General features: G+C 30.3%; 19 protein-coding genes. 4 read left to right on the top strand and 15 right to left on the bottom strand.

Features of this window, described 5'->3' with window-relative positions:
- The first annotated feature begins 93 nt into the window (after positions 1-93).
- Together H3Z83_RS06260 and H3Z83_RS06255 are read left to right on the top strand one after the other, a co-directional pair.
- On the top strand, positions 94-1,077 hold the full coding sequence (locus tag H3Z83_RS06260) for a S66 peptidase family protein (protein ID WP_182124628.1): 984 nt from the start codon (positions 94-96) through the stop codon (positions 1,075-1,077).
- Positions 1,077-1,436 carry a YraN family protein gene (locus tag H3Z83_RS06255; RefSeq protein WP_182124627.1) on the top strand — a complete coding sequence of 120 codons (360 nt, stop codon included), beginning with the start codon at positions 1,077-1,079 and terminating at the stop codon, positions 1,434-1,436. Before H3Z83_RS06260 ends, H3Z83_RS06255 begins: the two co-directional genes overlap by 1 nt.
- 56 nt (positions 1,437-1,492) lie before the next feature.
- Here H3Z83_RS06255 and H3Z83_RS06250 read toward each other — a convergent pair whose 3' ends face one another.
- Complete coding sequence (locus tag H3Z83_RS06250) at positions 1,493-2,872, bottom strand: TlpA family protein disulfide reductase (RefSeq protein WP_182124626.1); 1,380 nt, start codon at positions 2,870-2,872, stop codon at positions 1,493-1,495.
- A 127-nt stretch (positions 2,873-2,999) separates the two neighbouring features.
- Here H3Z83_RS06250 and H3Z83_RS06245 point away from each other — a divergent pair, with 127 nt between their 5' ends.
- Entirely contained in the window at positions 3,000-3,794 is a 795-nt protein-coding gene (locus H3Z83_RS06245; RefSeq protein WP_182124625.1) for an SDR family oxidoreductase, read from the top strand.
- On the opposite strand, the gene H3Z83_RS06240 is transcribed toward H3Z83_RS06245, so the two are convergent.
- Entirely contained in the window at positions 3,787-4,143 is a 357-nt protein-coding gene (locus H3Z83_RS06240) for a hypothetical protein (protein ID WP_182124624.1), read from the bottom strand. The two genes, H3Z83_RS06245 and H3Z83_RS06240, sit on opposite strands and share 8 nt — an antisense overlap.
- Before the next feature lie 67 nt (positions 4,144-4,210).
- Between H3Z83_RS06240 and H3Z83_RS06235 the strand changes: the two genes are divergently transcribed.
- Positions 4,211-4,729: a CvpA family protein gene (locus H3Z83_RS06235; RefSeq protein ID WP_182124623.1), complete on the top strand. Its 519-nt coding sequence runs from the start codon at positions 4,211-4,213 to the stop codon at positions 4,727-4,729.
- Positions 4,730-4,782: 53 nt separating this feature from the next.
- Here H3Z83_RS06235 and H3Z83_RS06230 read toward each other — a convergent pair whose 3' ends face one another.
- The 13 genes from H3Z83_RS06230 to H3Z83_RS06170 all read right to left on the bottom strand — a co-directional run bounded on the left by H3Z83_RS06230 (position 4,783) and on the right by H3Z83_RS06170 (position 18,152).
- The gene (locus tag H3Z83_RS06230; RefSeq protein WP_182124622.1) at positions 4,783-5,412 is read right to left on the bottom strand and encodes a carbonic anhydrase family protein; all 630 of its coding nucleotides are present in this window, start codon (positions 5,410-5,412) and stop codon (positions 4,783-4,785) included.
- A 26-nt stretch (positions 5,413-5,438) separates the two neighbouring features.
- Positions 5,439-7,310 carry a SulP family inorganic anion transporter gene (locus tag H3Z83_RS06225; protein WP_182124621.1) on the bottom strand — a complete coding sequence of 624 codons (1,872 nt, stop codon included), beginning with the start codon at positions 7,308-7,310 and terminating at the stop codon, positions 5,439-5,441.
- Positions 7,311-7,465: 155 nt separating this feature from the next.
- Entirely contained in the window at positions 7,466-8,998 is a 1,533-nt protein-coding gene (locus tag H3Z83_RS06220; RefSeq protein ID WP_182124620.1) for a SulP family inorganic anion transporter, read from the bottom strand.
- A 185-nt stretch (positions 8,999-9,183) separates the two neighbouring features.
- Positions 9,184-9,480 carry a hypothetical protein gene (locus H3Z83_RS06215; RefSeq protein WP_182124619.1) on the bottom strand — a complete coding sequence of 99 codons (297 nt, stop codon included), beginning with the start codon at positions 9,478-9,480 and terminating at the stop codon, positions 9,184-9,186.
- Between the two features lie 64 nt (positions 9,481-9,544).
- Positions 9,545-10,297 (bottom strand): tetratricopeptide repeat protein, encoded by a 753-nt coding sequence (locus H3Z83_RS06210; RefSeq protein WP_182124618.1) that lies wholly within the window; start codon positions 10,295-10,297, stop codon positions 9,545-9,547.
- On the bottom strand, positions 10,297-12,060 hold the full coding sequence (locus H3Z83_RS06205) for a BatD family protein (protein WP_182124617.1): 1,764 nt from the start codon (positions 12,058-12,060) through the stop codon (positions 10,297-10,299). The genes H3Z83_RS06210 and H3Z83_RS06205 overlap by 1 nt, the downstream gene beginning before the upstream one ends.
- A 48-nt stretch (positions 12,061-12,108) precedes the next feature.
- Positions 12,109-12,951, bottom strand: a complete 843-nt coding sequence (locus H3Z83_RS06200; RefSeq protein ID WP_246337488.1) for a tetratricopeptide repeat protein — start codon at positions 12,949-12,951, stop codon at positions 12,109-12,111.
- Positions 12,935-13,978, bottom strand: coding sequence for a VWA domain-containing protein (locus H3Z83_RS06195; protein WP_182124616.1), 1,044 nt, complete (start codon positions 13,976-13,978; stop codon positions 12,935-12,937). The genes H3Z83_RS06200 and H3Z83_RS06195 overlap by 17 nt, the downstream gene beginning before the upstream one ends.
- A 3-nt stretch (positions 13,979-13,981) precedes the next feature.
- Complete coding sequence (locus H3Z83_RS06190; RefSeq protein WP_182124615.1) at positions 13,982-14,989, bottom strand: vWA domain-containing protein; 1,008 nt, start codon at positions 14,987-14,989, stop codon at positions 13,982-13,984.
- Positions 14,976-15,893, bottom strand: coding sequence for a BatD family protein (locus H3Z83_RS06185; RefSeq protein WP_182124614.1), 918 nt, complete (start codon positions 15,891-15,893; stop codon positions 14,976-14,978). The genes H3Z83_RS06190 and H3Z83_RS06185 overlap by 14 nt, the downstream gene beginning before the upstream one ends.
- A 7-nt stretch (positions 15,894-15,900) precedes the next feature.
- Complete coding sequence (locus H3Z83_RS06180; protein ID WP_182124613.1) at positions 15,901-16,767, bottom strand: DUF58 domain-containing protein; 867 nt, start codon at positions 16,765-16,767, stop codon at positions 15,901-15,903.
- Positions 16,767-17,096 (bottom strand): hypothetical protein, encoded by a 330-nt coding sequence (locus H3Z83_RS06175; RefSeq protein WP_182124612.1) that lies wholly within the window; start codon positions 17,094-17,096, stop codon positions 16,767-16,769. Before H3Z83_RS06175 ends, H3Z83_RS06180 begins: the two co-directional genes overlap by 1 nt.
- Positions 17,097-17,162: 66 nt before the next feature.
- On the bottom strand, positions 17,163-18,152 hold the full coding sequence (locus tag H3Z83_RS06170) for an AAA family ATPase (protein ID WP_182124611.1): 990 nt from the start codon (positions 18,150-18,152) through the stop codon (positions 17,163-17,165).
- Between the last annotated feature and the right edge of the window lie 25 nt (positions 18,153-18,177).

Below are 18,177 nucleotides of genomic sequence, written 5' to 3'. Positions count from 1 at the left end.
TGCAAAAGTACGAAAAAGCAATTTTTTATAGTGTTATAAATTGGGTACATTTGATAGATTTTAGACTTTAGAATCAAGAAATAATACTTGATTATGAAAAAAAGAATATTCTTTTTGTTTTTTATACTGATGATTTCATCAGTTTATTCGCAAACACAACCTATGAAGTTAGTAAAACCACCTTATTTACAAAAAGGAGATACGATTGCAATTGTAGCTCCTGCAGGTATTTTAAAGAATAGAAAGCATATTATTGATAAAGCGAAAGCTTTAGCCGAAAGTTGGGGATTAAAAGTAGTGTATGGTAAACATATGTTCAATCAGAACCACCATTTTGCAGGAACTGATGCAGAACGTTGCCAAGATGTTCAAGATGCTTTAGATAACTCAAACATTAAAGCAATTTGGTCTGCTCGAGGTGGTTATGGTTCTGTTAGAATTTTAGATCAATTAGATTTCACGAAGTTTAAAGACAATCCAAAATGGGTAGTTGGTTATTCTGATATCACCGCGTTTCACAATCATATTCATAATTTAGGAATAGAAACTATTCATGGTATGATGGGAACTAGTATGCAGGATAAACCTGAAGATATTCCTGAGACAATTGAAACTTTACGAAAGGCATTATTTGGAGAAGAATTAAAACATGTTATTCAATCTTCCAAGTATAATAGAGAAGGAAAAGTAACAGGACAATTAGTTGGAGGAAACATTGCTATTTTGGCTTCGATGCTAGGTTCCGATAGTCAGATTTTAACAAATGGGAAGATTTTGTTTATTGAAGAAATAGGTGAGTACAAATATTCGATTGATAGAATGTTGCAATCTCTTAAACGTGCTGGATATTTTACAAAAGTAAAAGGAGTAATTGTTGGAGATATGACGAAAGTAAAAAAGAACACGACTCCTTGGGGAAGTTCAATAGAGCAATTAATTTTAGATATTGTGCCAGATAACATTCCTGTATTATTTAATTTTCCTGCTGGTCATGAACCTGATAATAGAGCTCTAATTATGGGAGGTAATACTAAATTATCGATTAAAAAATATACATCTGAAGTAGAATTTAAGTAATGGCACAACACAATGATCTTGGAAACAAAGGAGAACAATTAGCTGTTGATTACTTACTTGAAAGAGGATATTTAATAGTTGAAAAAAATTACCGTTATCAGAAAGCGGAGATAGATATTATTGCAAAAAAAGAGAATTTATTAGTTGCTGTTGAGGTAAAAACACGTTCTACTAATGAATTCGGTAATCCTCAAGATTTTGTGAATAAGAAAAAGATACAATTATTGGTTGCTGCAATTGATAATTATGTGTTAGAAAAAGATTTAGAGGTTGATATTCGATTTGATATCATTGCAATTACCAAAGAGAAAAACGAATTCAATATACAGCATTTAAAAGATGCTTTTTTATATTTTTAAAAAACAAACCCCGATAATTTTAAAATTATCGGGGTTTGTTTTTAATCAATACGTTTTTAGTGCTTTTTAAAATAAGCCTCAACATCTTCTAAATGCTCAGGTAAAGCTATAATTTTTTTGTTTTTATCTAATATAAAAAAGGAAGGTGTACTTAATAAATTATATGCTTGTACAGTTTCGTTACTCCATTTATGGTCTGGGTGAGTACCCATAGCATTATGCCAATAAGGTAAATTTTTCTTAAACTCGTTCCAATCATTTACTCCATCAGCATCTTCAACAGAAAATGAGACTACTGAAACATTTTTGTGTTTTTGCATTAATTCGTGTAGTTTAGGTACATCTTTAACACAGTGTGGACAAGCTGTACTCCAAAAAACTAATAGATATTTCTCTCCATCATTCAATGTTGATAATTTAAAATCTTTATCACCTTCTTTCCATGAGAAGTTAGGAGCAGTTCTTCCTACAGTAGCACTTAATGTTTTTAAAATTTCTTTTTTAAATTCAGCATCTTTATTGTTTTCTGGAAGTTTATCATAATATTCAGCAAGCAACCAATCAACAGCTTCTCCATTACGTTTTTCAGTAAGGTAACCAATTAAAAATTTAGTAATAGAAGATTTTAATTTATTACTTGATGCTTTATCCATTACTTTAGTAATCGATTCTTTTAATAATTCTTGTTGTAAAGAAGCATCTTCAGAATAATTTAAATAGAAAACATAATCAGTAATACGATCAATTAAAAAAGAAGAATTGTATAAAGCATTACTGTTAAAGTCAACATTCTTAAAGAAGTTATCAACTGTAGCAGTTAAATAATCTTGCATGTTGTCAAAAGGACTCGAAGGATTGTAACGTTGTGAAGCTTTAATGAAGTTATTTACTAACATTCCTTCAGACTTATTTTCATAAATTTCCTGAACCTCTTCCAATTTTTTAAACTCTTTTTTATAGGCTTTTTTAGCATCTTTATTCCCTTCTTGAATATATGATACTTGATATTCATCCATTTTCTTTTGAACTAAAGCATATGCTTCTAAATATTCATTATATAATTTATTCTCTCTGGAAGAAGTAAATACAACAGATTGTTCAGGATATTTAGGGTTAAAAATAAATTCAACATTTTCTTTATTAAAATAAAAATCTACAAACCCTGCACCTCTATTTCTATAAGTAGCTCTGTATGCACCAGGTTTAGTTGTAGCAGGTAAGTCGAATTTAAACTTTCCTATTACTTGACTTCCAGCACCTACGGCAACGGTGTCAAATTTTATAGTTGCATTGGTAATATATTTTTGTTTTGCTCCTTCTATTTTATATAAAGCTACCCAGTTATCTTTTTCTGGAGGAGTCATTGTTCCTTTAACAGTATATTGCGCGTTAGCAATTGATGTAGCAAAGATTAATATAGCCAGTAATTTTTTCATCATTATAATTTAAAGGGTTGTTATTAAGGTTTTAAAACTAGTCATTTGCTAACTTCTTTCCAAGAAGTGTACCATTTTTATTTTTTCTTACTTATTTTAGAAGTGTTTTTTATAAAAAAGATTAAAAATGAGTTTCGAAAATAAGGTTTTTTGGATTACAGGAGCATCCTCTGGAATAGGGAAATCATTAGCAATAGAGTTATCTAATTATAATGTGAATTTAATTTTATCTTCTAGAAATAAAAAAACTTTAGAAGAAGTAAAAAAGCTTTGTAAAAACTCGTCAAAAGTTAAAGTTTTACCACTTGATTTAGAAGATTATTCGAAGATGGATGTTAAGGTAAAAGAAGCAATTTCTTATTTTGGAAAGATTAATGTATTAGTAAATAACGGAGGTATTAGTCAACGATCTTTAGTTAAAGACACTGATATTTCTGTTGATAAACGCTTAATGGATATTAATTACCTAGGAACTGTAGCTTTATCAAAAGCATTATTGCCTTATTTTATTAAGCAAAAAAATGGACACTTTGTAGTAACTACAAGTATTGTTGGTAAAATTGGAACTCCATTACGATCAACTTATGCAGCAACAAAACATGCATTACATGGTTTTTTTGATAGCTTAAGAGCAGAACATTTTAAAGATAATATAGTAGTTACTTTGGTATGCCCAGGTTTTGTAACCACTAATGTGTCTAAGAATGCATTAACAGGAGATGGTTCTCCGCAAAATTCTATGGACACTGCTACAGCTAATGGAATTGATCCAGATAAGTTTGCTAAATTAATGGTAAAGGCAATAAAAAATAAACGAGAGGAAGTTTATATAGCCGGAGCTAAAGAAAAATTAGGCGTGTATGCGAAGCGTTTTTTTCCTAAATTATTATCAAAAATGATTCGAAAATTAAGTGTTACTTAAAAAAATCAATAGCTTCAAAATAATTAATAATAGCTTCTTTTATGAGTACAGATTGTTCTCCTGGTTTTAAGCTAGGTAATTCAGTTAGTGTTTTATAATGTGGCCAACCATCGTTATCAAAAAAATCGAATTCATAATAACCATAAGGTTCTAAAAGTTTACAAATTGCAATATGCATTAAGTTTACTTTTTCGTCTTTTTTAAATTTTCTGTGCCCTTGCCCTAATTCTTGTACACCTATTAAATAGATAATTCCATCAACATTTAATTCGTCTCCTTCTGCAAATTGTTGTGATAAGTTTTTTACAACAACATCCCATTTTTCTTTTAAACTAACTTCTTTCGTCATCTCTGATTTTTGATTACACAAAGATACAAATGAGTTATGTATATTTACACAGAAACATTTAAATACTATGAATACATTTGATATAATAATTGCTGCATTACTACTTTTTGGTTTTGTACGAGGTTTAATGAAAGGACTGTTTGTTGAGGTTGCGTCTTTAGTGGCGTTAGTCGCCGGAGTTTATGGAGCAATTCACTTTTCTTATTTTATTGGAGATTGGTTAAAGGATAGCGTAAGTTGGGATGAAAAGTATATTTCATTAGCAGCATTTGCAGGAACATTTGTTGTAATTATTGTTGTGATAGCTTTATTAGGAAAGATCTTAACTAAAATTGCTGATTTTGCTTCACTTGGGATTTTAAATAAAATTTTAGGAGGAGTGTTTGGTGCTTTAAAAATCGGGTTGATTTTAAGTGTGGTATTTATCTTTTTTGGAAAAATGAATGATACGATTCCGTTTGTGTCTCAAGAAAGTTTAGAGGAGTCTATTCTTTATAAACCAGTTAAAAAAATAGCACCAACAATTTTTCCATCGATAATTAAAGATGGTGAGGTTGAAGAAGATAATGCAGAAACTGAAGCATAAAAAAATCCGAAGCTTATGCTTCGGATTTTTAATTTTATAAAATGATAAGGTAATTAAATCATCGTCACCTTTCCTGTAGTTAAAGAGTATACTCCTCCAACAATTTGAATTTCACCATTATCTTCCATCTCTTGTAAAATCTTACTCTTTTCACGGATACGATCCATAGTTAATCTTACATTGTTTTCAACCGTTTTAGCAACAAACTCAGCGTTAGATGAATTAGCTTCTCCTTCTACTTGTTCTGAAGATAATTTAGCAGCAGGAATAATATTATCTAACATTGCAGTAATGTTTCCTAATTCAACTCCGTCGCAGGCAGCCTTTACAGCTCCACAACTTTCATGACCTAATACCATTACTAATTTACTTCCAGCAACAGCACAAGAATATTCCATACTTCCTAAAATATCTACGTTTTCGAAGTTTCCTGCTACACGAGCAACAAAAACATCTCCAATTGTTTGGTCAAAAACCATTTCTACTGGCACACGTGAATCGATACATGATAAAATTACTGCTTTAGGAAATTGTCCTCCAGTTGTTTGCTTTACTAACTCAGATACGTTAGAAGCAGTTAAATTATCGTTAGTATAGCGGTTGTTACCGTCTAATAAATCTTGTAAAACAGAATTAGGTGTTAATCCTCCTTGTACGTCTTTTGTAATAGCTGTATTTCTCATATTTTTTAAATGTTAATATTTTTTAATTAATGTGTGTCTTCTACGTTTTGTTTTACCCAAACGATACAATCATCAAAAGAATCAAAAATATGATCTTCTGGGATAAAATCTGGGATAATATCAATACGTTCCATCATATAACGAGGTTGTCTTAGTAAACCTACGAAAAGAACCTGTACATGAGTACCGTTTGATTTTAAGTCTTGAATCATGTCTTCCATGGCGTATAAACCAGACTGATCCATATATTGCATTCTATCTAAACGCATGATTACTGTCGATGCAGTTTTAGGGATTTGTTTTGTTAATGCCTGAAAATCGCTTGTAGAACCAAAAAATAAAGGACCTTTAATATGTTTAATAAATACCTCTTCTTTTAATTCTTCTGGAAAGTTTTTTTCATCCGTCCAAGCTTTTTCTTTCTTTAGTGATTTTACATCTGAACGTTCAGCAGTTAAATCACCAATTTTTTTCATAAACATTAACGAAGCAATTACTAAACCAATACCTACAGCATATACTAAATTCCAAAATGTTGAAAGGAATAATACTACTAGCATTATAATAACTTCAGAACTTACTTTAAAAGGACCAATTTTAGTATCTCTCGGTAATACAGGAATGGCTTTTAAACCTTTATAATCCATTACACCAATACCTACAGTAATTAATATCCCTGCTAATACTGCAGCTGGAATTTTCGAAGCAATAGGACCTAAGCCTAAAAGTATTATAAGAAGCATAATTCCTGCAATCATACCTGATAGTTTAGTTTTACCACCAGAGTTGATGTTTACAACAGTTCTAATTGTTGCTCCAGCTCCAGGAATACCACCAAAAACAGCAGCAATACTATTTCCAATTCCTTGGCCTATTAATTCTTTATTAGGTTTATGTTTGGTCTTGGTCATATTATCTGCTACTACAGATGTTAATAAAGAGTCAATGGCTCCTAATAAAGCTAAAGTTAAGGCTGTGAAAACATATGGTGTTAAACTGCCCAAACTAAAGTTGGTAAACATTTCTAGATTAGGTATTGGAAATCCACTAGGAATTTCTTCAATAGGTCTATAGTCTAACCCAAAACCTAAAGCAATACCTGTCATAACAACTAAAGAGACCAATGTGCTTGGTACAGCGGTTGTTATTCGTTTAAAACCATAGATGATAAAAATGGTTCCTAATGCTAAAGCAAGTTCTAACCAACTAATGTTTTTTAAAGCTCTAGGTAGTACTTTAAGGGTTCCTAAAACACCTGCAGCTTCATTCGCAGCTAAATTTTCACTTTCTTTTATAATATCAGCTTGCGTAATTTTTTCAGCTCTTCTAATAGTTTCTTTAAAGTCTTCTAAAACTAATATTCCTTCTTCAGCTTCTTCCTTTAAAATATTTTCTAAAATAACTTCCTCTACAAACGGTTTAAACTTATTTACATACTCTATGTCTTCTTTAGGATAATATCCTATAGATGGTAATATTTGTGTAATTAAAATAATCAGACCTATAGCAGTCATAAAACCAGATACTACAGGGTAGGGGATATAACGTATATATTTCCCTATACCAATTACACCTAAACCAATTTGCATTAATCCAGCAAGTAAAAAAACCATTAAAATGGTTGGTAATGCTTTACTAACATCACCATCATTAGCAGCTATAATACTTGCAATAACAACCATACTTACTGCGGTCATTGGTGCTGTTGGTCCTGAAATTTGTGTATCGGTACCCCCAAATAAAGCAGCGAAGAAAGCGATAAAAATCGCTCCATATAAACCTGCACTGGGACCCAACCCAGAACTAACTCCAAAAGCTAAAGCTAAAGGTAGTGCAACAATACCGGCAGTAATACCGCCAAATAAATCTCCTTTTAAGTTACTAAATAAGTTTTTCATAAATAATTAAGGCTAGTAATTTCTTAAAAATACTAAAAATTTTTATCTTATTTCTATACTTATTTCTTTAGAAATTTTAAATAAGGGTTTGTTGTAAAGGAAGTTATAGTTAAGAGTGCTTTTAAAAAAAGATAAAAGCACTCTGTGTTTTAAGTTTAAGCTGATTGTGGGCGAAGTTTGAAAAACTCTATAAAACTTTCAGGGTTTTCTACAATACCTCTTTCAGAAATTAATTTAATATCGATGCTTCTTTCTTTTGCTTTGTAAGCGAAGTCTTCTAATATTTCAATAATATCATTATCTAAGTATCTTGTTTGTCTTACGTCTAATTCTAAATACGTGTTTTCAGGAAGACTGTCTAATTCTTTTAAGATTGCTCCTTTGTTAAAGAAAGTAACCTCTTCAGCTAAAGTCATTTTAATTTTATGAACTCCGTTACTCTTATCTTCAATATGTAAGAAGTGAGAATTTTGGTAGTTTTTATATAAAATTACAACAATACCAACAGCTAATCCTAACCCAATACCTAATAATAAATCACCAGTAACTACCATTGGTAAAACTGTAGCCATGAATGGAATAAATTGCTTTCTTCCTAATTTATACATATTGATAAATGTAGAAGGGTTCGCTAATTTATAACCAACAATTAATAATACAGCTGCTAAAACAGATAAAGGTATTTTATTTAATAAAGTTGGAATTAATATTACTGAAATTAATAATAAAAATCCGTGAATGATGGCTGACATTTTACTTTTACCACCTGATTGAATATTTGCAGAACTACGAACAATAACTTGTGTTACTGGTAATCCACCAACTAATCCTGAAACAATGTTTCCAACACCTTGAGCTAATAACTCTCTGTTTGTAGGAGTAACATTTTTGTCTGGATCTAATTTATCAGTAGCTTCCACACATAATAATGTTTCTAAACTTGCTACAACTGCAATTGTAAAAGCAACGATCCATACATCTTTATTTGTTATTACATCAAAATTAGGAAATGTAAATTGTCCTAAGAAAGAATCCATACTTTCTGGTACAGGTACACTAACCAATTGCTTTGCATGTATAGCTAATTGTTCGCTTCCTTGAGTAATTACATAAAAAATAATACCCACAACAACCGCTACTAATGGTCCTTGTACTAATTGGAAAATTTTTCCTTTTTTAGATAATACTTGTTGCCATAAAATTAAGATTCCTAAACTGATAACTCCAATAACTGTAGATCCTACATTAATAGCATCCATTGAGAAACCTCCTATAGATTTATCATAACCAAAGAAAAATGGAATCTGTTTCATAATAATGATGATACCAATACCAGTTAACATTCCTTTAATTACTGAAGATGGAAAGTAGTATCCAATAACTCCAGCTTTTACTACTCCAAGGATTAACTGAATAACACCACCTAAAACTACTGCTACTAAGAAGTTTTCGAAACCTCCCAAAGAAGCAATAGAAGTTAGTACAATAGCTGCTAAACCAGCAGCAGGTCCACTAACTCCAATTTTAGATCCACTAATACTACCTACTATGACCCCACCTACGATTCCGGCAATTAATCCAGAAAATAATGGAGCCCCACTGGCTAATGCAATACCTAAACATAATGGTAATGCGACGAAAAATACTACGATACTTGCAGGCAAGTCGCTTTTAATTGTTTTAAACATAAATGTAATTTTAACCTAAACGGTTGTTTTAAAAATTTAAATAATAATTGACGGTTTGCGCTTAAAAAGCACAAGTTGAAATAAGATTATTACTGAAGGTTTAAAATAGAGATACTATTTAAACATAATTAGAAGTACCAATGATAAATTTAACTTGGTTTCAAAAAATATACAGTAATCAATTTTTAACAATACTCGGGAGGGGGAGATTCTAGAGTACTAGAAACAGAATTATATTGATTCGATTGATAAGAGTTTGTTTTTTCTGAAGAAAAATGTACACAAGAAGATGAAAAACTTAAAGGTAAGCTAATAATTTTAAGCTCATTCTTTTCAGATTTCTCATTTCCATCAGTATCTTCTTCTATATCAATAACTAATGATGATTCGTATATTTCTTCGGTAATACTAAAATAAGTAGGAATAGCTACTGTAGAAAGTAGCGTAAGAGTTAGTATGTATGCGAAGAGGGTTTTATACATTTTTTTTAATCAAACGCAAATATAATAGGATAGAAGAGAATAAAATGTTAAATAATTTTAAAAATTATAGTAATCTAAGGGCTTCTTTTTTTATCCAACCGATTTTACCATCAACCAATTTTATTTTTTTCCAATTATCAACAGAGTCTAAAACATTCACTTTTGTTCCTTCGTGTAACGTAAATATTTCGTTTGCATCTATTGTAGGAGCATTTTTCACTTCTATTTCTTCAGCAAATATTATTGCTTCAATTGTATTTTTTGTTTGGTTGTGTTGCGTAAATGTGATTACTAAAGTTACAATCAATAATAAGAAAGAGATAATACTTGTGGTGAAGTACAACCTTTTTTTATTGGGTGTATAAGAAAAGTAGAAAAGCAAAAATAAAGTAGCTGCTATAAAGGATAAAAAGATAGTAAGCGCAGCCCACTGGTTATAGGTTAGTTTTTGTAAAACGTTTTTATTTATTTTTTGAAAAACAGATTTAGGAAGTTCTTCAATTCTATCTAAAGTTAAACGATTTGCTATTATTAAGTTATTCTGAGCATCTTCATTTAAAGGATCTAATTGCAATGCTTTTTCATAATTATAAATTGACGGAGCAACTTTATTTAATTTGTAATAAGCATTTCCTAAATTGTAATAAAGTTCAGAAGAAACTTCTTTTTTATTTTCAATCTGTTTGTATAATTCAATAGCTTTTTGATAGTTACCTTCTTTATATAAAGCATTTGCATTCTCAAATAAATCATCAGCAGTTTGAGCGAATGAAATACTTGAAACTAATAAGAATAATAGTACAATAATCTTGTTCATTATAATTGCTTATCTAATTGAGTAATTACTTGTTTAGCCTTTTCGTACTCTTCTTTCATTTGTACGTTGGTAATCGGTGTGTATCGAGCAAAGTCACAATCGTTCAATACATCTATAAAGCTTTTAATAGTTGTATTGTCGATTTGTTTGTTTTGTAATAAATCAGTGATTTTATCACGGCTAATATCAGAAGTTTCTACTCCTAATTTTGCTTTTAAATAATTATGTAACGCTCTTTCTAAAGCTTCGTAAAAGGCTTCTTTATTTCCTAATTGTTTTTGAGCTTCTGATAAATACTTTTTAGCTAGTTTATCGGCCTTTCTTAATTTATTACCAACAATGTCGCCATCTCTTTCTTCTTTCTTCTTATTAATAAAAATTCCTACAGGGATTGCTATAATAGGTAATAGTAATAAAACGTAATATAATGGTGTCTTGAAGAAATCAGAAGTTGATATTGGTTCTAAACTACTTGCAGTTTGAATGTATCTAAAATTATCGCCTGTAACTTTTACATCCTGCTTTGTAACTTGGTTAGCGTCGTTATTAGTTGGTAGTGACTTTCCTTCTAAAACATCAACATATAAATCGTCTGTAGTAATTGTTTGATATACTTTTTCCTTAGGATTAAAGTATGAGAAACTGGTTTTAGGAATTTTATATTTTCCTTTAAACTCAGGAACTACAGTGTAGCTATCAGTTACATTACCTTTTAATCCAGAAGATGTAATAGCAACTTTTTCTTTTCTTTCAGGGTGATATACTTCAAGTTCCTTTGGAGTTTCGATTTTAGGAAGTTCGAATAATTTTAAATTTCCTTTTCCGTTAACCGCAACTTTAATTTGAGATGATTCATTTGCTTTTAAAGTATGTTTACTTAATGAAACATCAAAAGAAAACTCTCCAACAGCACCTGTAAAATCTTCAGGTTTATTTTCTAGAGGCAATGCTTTAGCTCTAACTATTTTTTTAGCTGACGCAAATTCTTTTCGTACTTGCCTTGTAATTGCATTTCCAAAAAAATCTGCACGTCCAGTAGGTACAGCAACAATAATATCCATTTTAATTGGATCTATGGTTAGTTTACCATCTTTGGTTGGAATTAATAAAGCTTTATGTAAAACTGCATAACGGTAACGTTCACCATTATATTTTCCCATTTTTACGGGTGTGCCATTTCGCTTAATTTCTTGATTCCAGAAGCCATTGTATTGGGGAGCTTCGGTAATAGCATTATCATAAATACCTACATTTTCACTAAAATATAAACGGAATTCAACATAAATTCCTTCACCTACATATGGGTTTGATTTAGAAATTTCAGCAACCAAATGAATATTTTGATTGGCTATATAATTAGGGTCATTCGGGTTTTTTGGCAAATCAACCGCATCTAATACTATAATTTTTACTGGATTAGATTTTATGGTTTTACCGTTCATCTCAATACTAGCTGCACCAATATTAAGTTCACCTTTTCTTTTAGGCTGTAGAATATATGAGTAAGACTGAGAAAAAGAAAGTTTACCATTTTTATAGGATTGACTAATAGCTTGACTTGGCCCACCAACAATTTTGAAATTATTGAAATTTGGAGCTTTAAAATTATCACCCCCTTGTTTTTTTATAGCAAACGTAACTCTTAAACGTTGATTTACTCCCAGTTTGTTTTTACTAACAGTGGCAGTTATAATATTATCTTGTGCATTTACAAGAAATGTAATAAAACTAAATACTAACGATATGTATAATTTCAACTTCATATTCATTTTCAAAAAACGTAAAAATAACAATCTTTTAAAGATTAAAAACTACCAATCTTTTTCTTGTTTTACTTTTTTCCCTTTCGATTTTTTTACATTCATTTTCTTTTGAGTTTTCTTTTCCTCATTATTTAAACTCTCAAGTAATTGCTTCATTTGCTCAGGAGTCATTTTCCCTGGCTGTGGTTTAGGCTTTTGTTTTTGGTCTTTTTTATCGTTTTTGTTAGGCTTGTTCTGATCTTGTTTGTCTTTGTTTTCTTGATCTTTCTTATCGTCCTTTTTATCCTTATTGTCGCCTTTTTTATCTTTATCCTTATCGTTTTTCTTGTCTTTGTCGTCTTTATTTTTTTGATCTTTCTTATCCTGATTTTTTTTGTCTTTATTTTTATCCTTTTTATCTTTCTGATTTTGTTGCTGCTTCTTTAAATTCTTTTGAGCAACTGCTAAATTATAACGCGTCTCATCGTCGTTAGGATTTTTTCTTAAAGCATTTTTATAAGCATCGACAGCTTGTTGATATTGTTTTTGCTCCATTTGTGCATTTCCAATATTATGATAGGCTTCTGCTTTAGCAAATTTATCTTTTGCTGTTTTAGCTGTTACTTCAAACTGAGCAACTGCTTCTTTGTATTTTTTTTCTTGATACAAGGTGTTTCCAAAGTTGTAGCTAGCTTTTTCGTATTTACTGTCTTTATCTAAAGCCTTTCTATAAGCAATAGCAGCTGCGTCGAACTTTTGTTTATTGTATAATTTATTTCCATCTCTTAATAAAGCACGTGCTTCTCGTTGTAGTTTTAACGTGTCTTGTTGTGCTGATATATTTATTGATATCAACATTAAAAATAAGAGTAGTATATTTTTTACATGTTTCATTCTATGAATCTTCTTCATTAAATAAATCTACTTTTTTAACCCATTTTGTTTTTCTTTCGAAGAAAAATAAATCAATAATTAAAAAGAATAAACCAATACCTAAAAACCATTGAAACTGATCTTTGTAATCTGAAAATTGTTTGGTTTCAAACTCACTTTTCTGAGCGTTTCCAATAATTTTTTCAATTTTCTCTACCGGATGTTCAGTTCTATTACCATCGATATATTCACCGTTTGAAGTGTTTGCAATGCTTTTTAAAACATCAGATTTTCTTTTGGTAATAACAGTTTCTCCTTTTCTATCTTTTTTATAACCAATAAGTGCGCCATTTAATTTTATAGGAATTGGTCCACCTTTTTCTGTACCAACACCAATAGTGTATGTTTTTACACCTTCGCTTTCTAAACCTTGCATTATTTTTCGAGTTTCCTCCTCTTGATGATCTTCTCCATCAGAAATAATAATTAAAAAACGATTGGTTTGTTCGTCGTTATTATAATAGGTTTTAGCTAAGGTTAATGCTTCGTTAATTGCAGTTCCTTGGCTTGAAACCATATCAGGATTAGCATTTTGTAAAAACATTTTTGCTGCTGCATGATCGGTAGTAATTGGTAATAAAGGGTATGAATTACCAGCGTAAATAATAATACCAACTCTATCGCTACCAAGTTTGTCTATAGTTTTAGAGATGATTTGTTTAGCCTTTTCTAATCTATTCGGAGCAATATCTTCTGCTAACATACTTTTAGAAACATCTAAAGCAAAAACAACATCAACACCTTCCCTTTTAACTGTTTTTAGTTTCGTTCCCATTTTAGGATTTACTAAAGAAATAATTAAAAAAGAAATTCCGATTAAAAAGAAAACAAGTTTTACAACCGATTTAAAAGTTGAAGAGTTTGGTGCTATTTTAGCAAGTAATTCTTGACTTGCAAATTTTTTCTGAGTTCTTTTTTTCCACCATAAAACCAACAGAAAAACGACAATTATTATAGGAATAATTGCAAAAAAATAAAAATATATTGGTTCTTCTATACGATACATTGTTTATATAAAACTTTTAAATAGTGTGTTTTTTAATAAGAATTCTAACAATAAAAAGATGCCAGCTAAAAACACAAGAAACCTGTATTTTTCGGTGTAATTATAGTATTTGAATTCTTCAATTTTAGTTTTCTCAAGCTTGTCAATCTCATCATAGATAGCTTTTAATTTAGAGTTGTTTGTAGCTCTAAAATATTTACCATCTGTTTCTTTAGCAATATGTTTTAATAAAGCTTCGTCAATTTCAACTTGTTGGTTTTGAAAAGAAATCTTTCCAGTTCTTGGATTTCTTGTCCAAGGAAAAGGAGCCATTCCGTTAGTACCTATTCCTATAGTGTACACTTTAATATTATTTCCCTTGGCTAATTCGGTAGCAGTTTTAGGATCTACAAATCCCGCATTATTTACACCATCAGTTAGTAAAATAATAACTTTACTTTTTGCTTTGCTTTCTTTTAATCTGTTTACAGCAGAACCCAATCCCATACCAATAGCGGTACCACCTTCAAGCTGTCCCCATTTAATTTCTGAAAGCGTTCTTTTAACGATTGATTTATCACTCGTAATAGGGGTTTGGGTAAAACTTTCACCCGCATAGGATACGATTCCGATTCTATCATTAGGTCTGCGATTTACAAAATCGGTAGCTACTCTTTTAAGTGCCTCTAATCTGTTTGGCTTTAAATCTTTTGCTAACATACTTGCAGAAACATCTACAGCCATAACAATATCGATACCTCGATTAGATTTTGTTTTTTTACTTATAGCAACATTTCTAGGACGTGCTAAAGCAATGATTAAACAAGTTAATGCTAACAGTCGTAACAAGTATAACAAAGGCTTAAATTTTGGTAAAATTGAACCTTGCACTTTAAACCCTTTAACACTAGATATGGTTAATTGAGCTGTGTCTTTTTTTCGAGAATAGAAATTCCAAAAAGCTAATAAAGGAATTAATATTAGCAACCATAAAAACTCTGGACTATGAAATTCAAAATTATTCCACTTCATCTTCTACAACTTCTTTTTTAGGTTTTAAATTGTCTATTACATCTTTTGCATCTTTACGATCTTGTTCAATTTCGTGAGACATCGGTTTTGATTTAGCAAACTTTACCAAATCTGATTCTTGTAATAGCTCTTTTAGCTTTTGAATTGTTTCTTTATTAGTCTCAATAGATTTTACATCACTAAAATCTCTGATAACATCAATTAACTCATCAGTTGTACTTTCTAATGCAGGAATGTTTAATTCTCTCTCAATATAACCTCTTACAATTCCTGTTAATTCGCTATAATATTTTTTAATATGATTGTTTTGCCATAATAACTTTTCATCTAATTCTTGCAGTTTTTGAATGGCTTCTTCGTAAGGAGGTAATAATGGTATTGTTACTTCTTCTTCAGTTTGTTTTTTCTTTTTGAAAATAAAATAATAGATCAATAATCCTAAAAGAATTAAAATAGCAATACCCCAATAAATGTAATTTTTAAAGTCATCAAATTGATAAGGTTCTCCTTTAATTCCTTTAATAGGAAATTTTTTGATTTTAGTTGTATCAATAGCAACTGTAGCTACATTAATTAATAAACTATCAGTTAAATAAGCTTGATTTTTAATGAAAATTTGTTGCTGTGGAATATAAAAAGCACCACTATCAAAACCAGTTAAAATATATTTTTGAACTAGTTTGTTTTTAATGGTATCTATTTTTAAAGTATCTACAACTTCTAATCCTTTTAGGTTTTCTAATTTAGGAATAATTACATTTTCAGTTCCGTCTACCGAAATTTTATATTGAAACTGCTCACCAATTCTAATATTGGTTGTGTCAACTTCAACTTGTACTTTACTGGATTGAGAAAATCCGAAAGCAGATAAAAATATAAATATGTAGAGTAGCTTATTTTTCATTATTACACTATCCTTTTCTTTTAAAGTATCCTAATAATTTTTTCACATAACTTTCATCAACACGAGTGCTAATTGTTCCTGAGCCACTTTTCTTAAAAGTAGTTTCAAAATAGTCAGATAATCGTAAAGCATTTGCTTTATATTGAGTTCTAACAGATGATGAGCTAGTGTTTATTAAATGTGTTTTTCCAGTTTCAGCATCAGTCATTGGTACCATTCCTAGATTAGGAATTTCTTCATCGTGTTTGTCGTACACACGAATACCTGTAACATCATGTTTGTTTCCAACAATTTTTAAAGTACGCTCGTAATTATCATCCATAAAATCAGAAAGCATAAAAACAATCGCTTTCTTTTTCATAATGTTTGATAAAAATTTTAAAGCTTCACTAATGTTGGTTTGCTTACTTTTAGGTTGGAATTCGATTAATTCTCTAATAATTCTAAGTACATGACTTTTTCCTTTTTTAGGAGGAATGTATAATTCAACTTGATCAGAAAATAAAATTAATCCAACTTTATCGTTATTTTGAATAGCAGAGAAAGCAAGTGTTGCAGCAATCTCGGTAACCGTGTCTTTTTTAAATTGCTCAGAAGTACCAAAAAATTCTGAACCAGAAATATCGACCACCAACATCATGGTTAGTTCGCGTTCCTCTTCAAAAACTTTAATATAAGGTTCGTTATAGCGTGCAGTAACATTCCAATCGATGGCTCTAATGTCATCACCATATTGATATTGACGAACTTCAGAAAATGTCATACCACGACCTTTAAAGGTTGAATGATATTCTCCTCCGAAGATATGATTTGACAAACGACGTGTCTTAATCTCTATTTTACGAACTTTTTTTAGTAATTCTTTTGTATCCATTAATTTAACCAAGATTCAGGTAATGGAGGAAGTTCCATTTCTGTATACTCTACACTTTTTTCAAAAGATAAAAAAGGTGCTTCTTGTATAGATAAATTTATATTATTTTTTTTGCCAATTTCTTTAATTACATCACTCAATTTTCGTTGTTGGCATAAAACCAAACTATTCATTATAACGTTTGATTCTGTATGTAAATCAAAACAATCTACATAATAACTTGGGGTGTTATCTTTGTAAATAATTGCTTCGGTACTTTTTTTCTTTTTTAATTCTAAAATTTCTTTTGTTCCTTTTAACGTTTTGTACGTTGTTAATTTAAATGTCATTTATAGCAAATTTAAGGGGGTAAATTATTTCCTGTTGTTGTGTTGTTAGGACGCTAGTAAATTTATTTATGGTACTTGAACTTCGTTGATAATTGAATTGATAATGTCTAAAGAAGTAATATTTTCTGCTTCAGCTTCATAAGTAATTCCTATCCTATGTCTTAAAACATCATTTACAATGGCACGAACATCTTCAGGTATTACATAACCTCTTCTTTTAATAAAAGCATAACATTTTGCAGCTTTTGCTAATGCAATACTTCCACGAGGAGAAGAGCCAAAACTAATTAATGGCTGTAATTTTTCTAAGTTATATCTTTCAGGATAACGAGTGGCGAAAATAATATCAAGAATATATTTTTCGATTTTCTCATCCATATATACTTCATTAACAGCTTCACGAGCTTTAATAATCTGATCGACAGAAACTACTGGATTTACTTTTGCAAAACCTCCGTTTAAATTTTGACGCATAATTAATTGCTCATCCTCTAATTTTGGATAATCAATAACTGTTTTTAGCATAAAACGGTCAACCTGAGCTTCAGGTAAAGGATAAGTTCCTTCTTGTTCAACAGGATTTTGAGTCGCCATTACTAAGAAAGGCTCGTCTAACTTAAAAGTTTCATCGCCAATAGTAATTTGACGTTCTTGCATTGCCTCTAATAAAGCAGATTGGACCTTAGCAGGAGCACGGTTAATCTCATCAGCTAAAACAAAATTTGCAAAAATTGGCCCCTTTTTTATAGCAAAATCATTTTCTTTTACATTGTAAATCATCGTACCTACGACATCGGCAGGTAATAAGTCTGGTGTAAATTGAACACGACTAAAACTTGCCTCAACTGCTTTTGATAAAGTGTTAATCGCTAGAGTTTTTGCTAGTCCAGGAACACCTTCTAAAAGAATATGTCCGTTACCTAAAAGACCAATTAATAATCGCTCGATCATATACTTTTGACCTATGATTACTTTATTCATCTCAGCGGTTAATAAGTCAACAAAAGCACTCTCTCTTTCTATCTTTTCATTTATAGCTCTTACATCTATATCCATAGTAATTGAAATATATTATAATTTT

Source organism: Tenacibaculum pelagium (genome assembly GCF_014062345.1).
In the GTDB taxonomy this organism is placed as follows: domain Bacteria; phylum Bacteroidota; class Bacteroidia; order Flavobacteriales; family Flavobacteriaceae; genus Polaribacter; species Polaribacter pelagius.
The sequence above is the reverse complement of the archived record's forward strand: the minus strand, read 5'-3'. Positions and strand labels throughout refer to the sequence as shown.

Coding starts and splice junctions, on each gene's coding strand:
- H3Z83_RS06260 (WP_182124628.1), top strand. CDS start 94: ATGAAAAAAAGAATATTCTTTTTGTTTTTTATACTGATGATTTCATCA.
- H3Z83_RS06255 (WP_182124627.1), top strand. CDS start 1,077: ATGGCACAACACAATGATCTTGGAAACAAAGGAGAACAATTAGCTGTT.
- H3Z83_RS06250 (WP_182124626.1), bottom strand. CDS start 2,872: ATGAAAAAATTACTGGCTATATTAATCTTTGCTACATCAATTGCTAAC.
- H3Z83_RS06245 (WP_182124625.1), top strand. CDS start 3,000: ATGAGTTTCGAAAATAAGGTTTTTTGGATTACAGGAGCATCCTCTGGA.
- H3Z83_RS06240 (WP_182124624.1), bottom strand. CDS start 4,143: ATGACGAAAGAAGTTAGTTTAAAAGAAAAATGGGATGTTGTTGTAAAA.
- H3Z83_RS06235 (WP_182124623.1), top strand. CDS start 4,211: ATGAATACATTTGATATAATAATTGCTGCATTACTACTTTTTGGTTTT.
- H3Z83_RS06230 (WP_182124622.1), bottom strand. CDS start 5,412: ATGAGAAATACAGCTATTACAAAAGACGTACAAGGAGGATTAACACCT.
- H3Z83_RS06225 (WP_182124621.1), bottom strand. CDS start 7,310: ATGAAAAACTTATTTAGTAACTTAAAAGGAGATTTATTTGGCGGTATT.
- H3Z83_RS06220 (WP_182124620.1), bottom strand. CDS start 8,998: ATGTTTAAAACAATTAAAAGCGACTTGCCTGCAAGTATCGTAGTATTT.
- H3Z83_RS06215 (WP_182124619.1), bottom strand. CDS start 9,480: ATGTATAAAACCCTCTTCGCATACATACTAACTCTTACGCTACTTTCT.
- H3Z83_RS06210 (WP_182124618.1), bottom strand. CDS start 10,297: ATGAACAAGATTATTGTACTATTATTCTTATTAGTTTCAAGTATTTCA.
- H3Z83_RS06205 (WP_182124617.1), bottom strand. CDS start 12,060: ATGAAGTTGAAATTATACATATCGTTAGTATTTAGTTTTATTACATTT.
- H3Z83_RS06200 (WP_246337488.1), bottom strand. CDS start 12,951: ATGAAGAAGATTCATAGAATGAAACATGTAAAAAATATACTACTCTTA.
- H3Z83_RS06195 (WP_182124616.1), bottom strand. CDS start 13,978: ATGTATCGTATAGAAGAACCAATATATTTTTATTTTTTTGCAATTATT.
- H3Z83_RS06190 (WP_182124615.1), bottom strand. CDS start 14,989: ATGAAGTGGAATAATTTTGAATTTCATAGTCCAGAGTTTTTATGGTTG.
- H3Z83_RS06185 (WP_182124614.1), bottom strand. CDS start 15,893: ATGAAAAATAAGCTACTCTACATATTTATATTTTTATCTGCTTTCGGA.
- H3Z83_RS06180 (WP_182124613.1), bottom strand. CDS start 16,767: ATGGATACAAAAGAATTACTAAAAAAAGTTCGTAAAATAGAGATTAAG.
- H3Z83_RS06175 (WP_182124612.1), bottom strand. CDS start 17,096: ATGACATTTAAATTAACAACGTACAAAACGTTAAAAGGAACAAAAGAA.
- H3Z83_RS06170 (WP_182124611.1), bottom strand. CDS start 18,152: ATGGATATAGATGTAAGAGCTATAAATGAAAAGATAGAAAGAGAGAGT.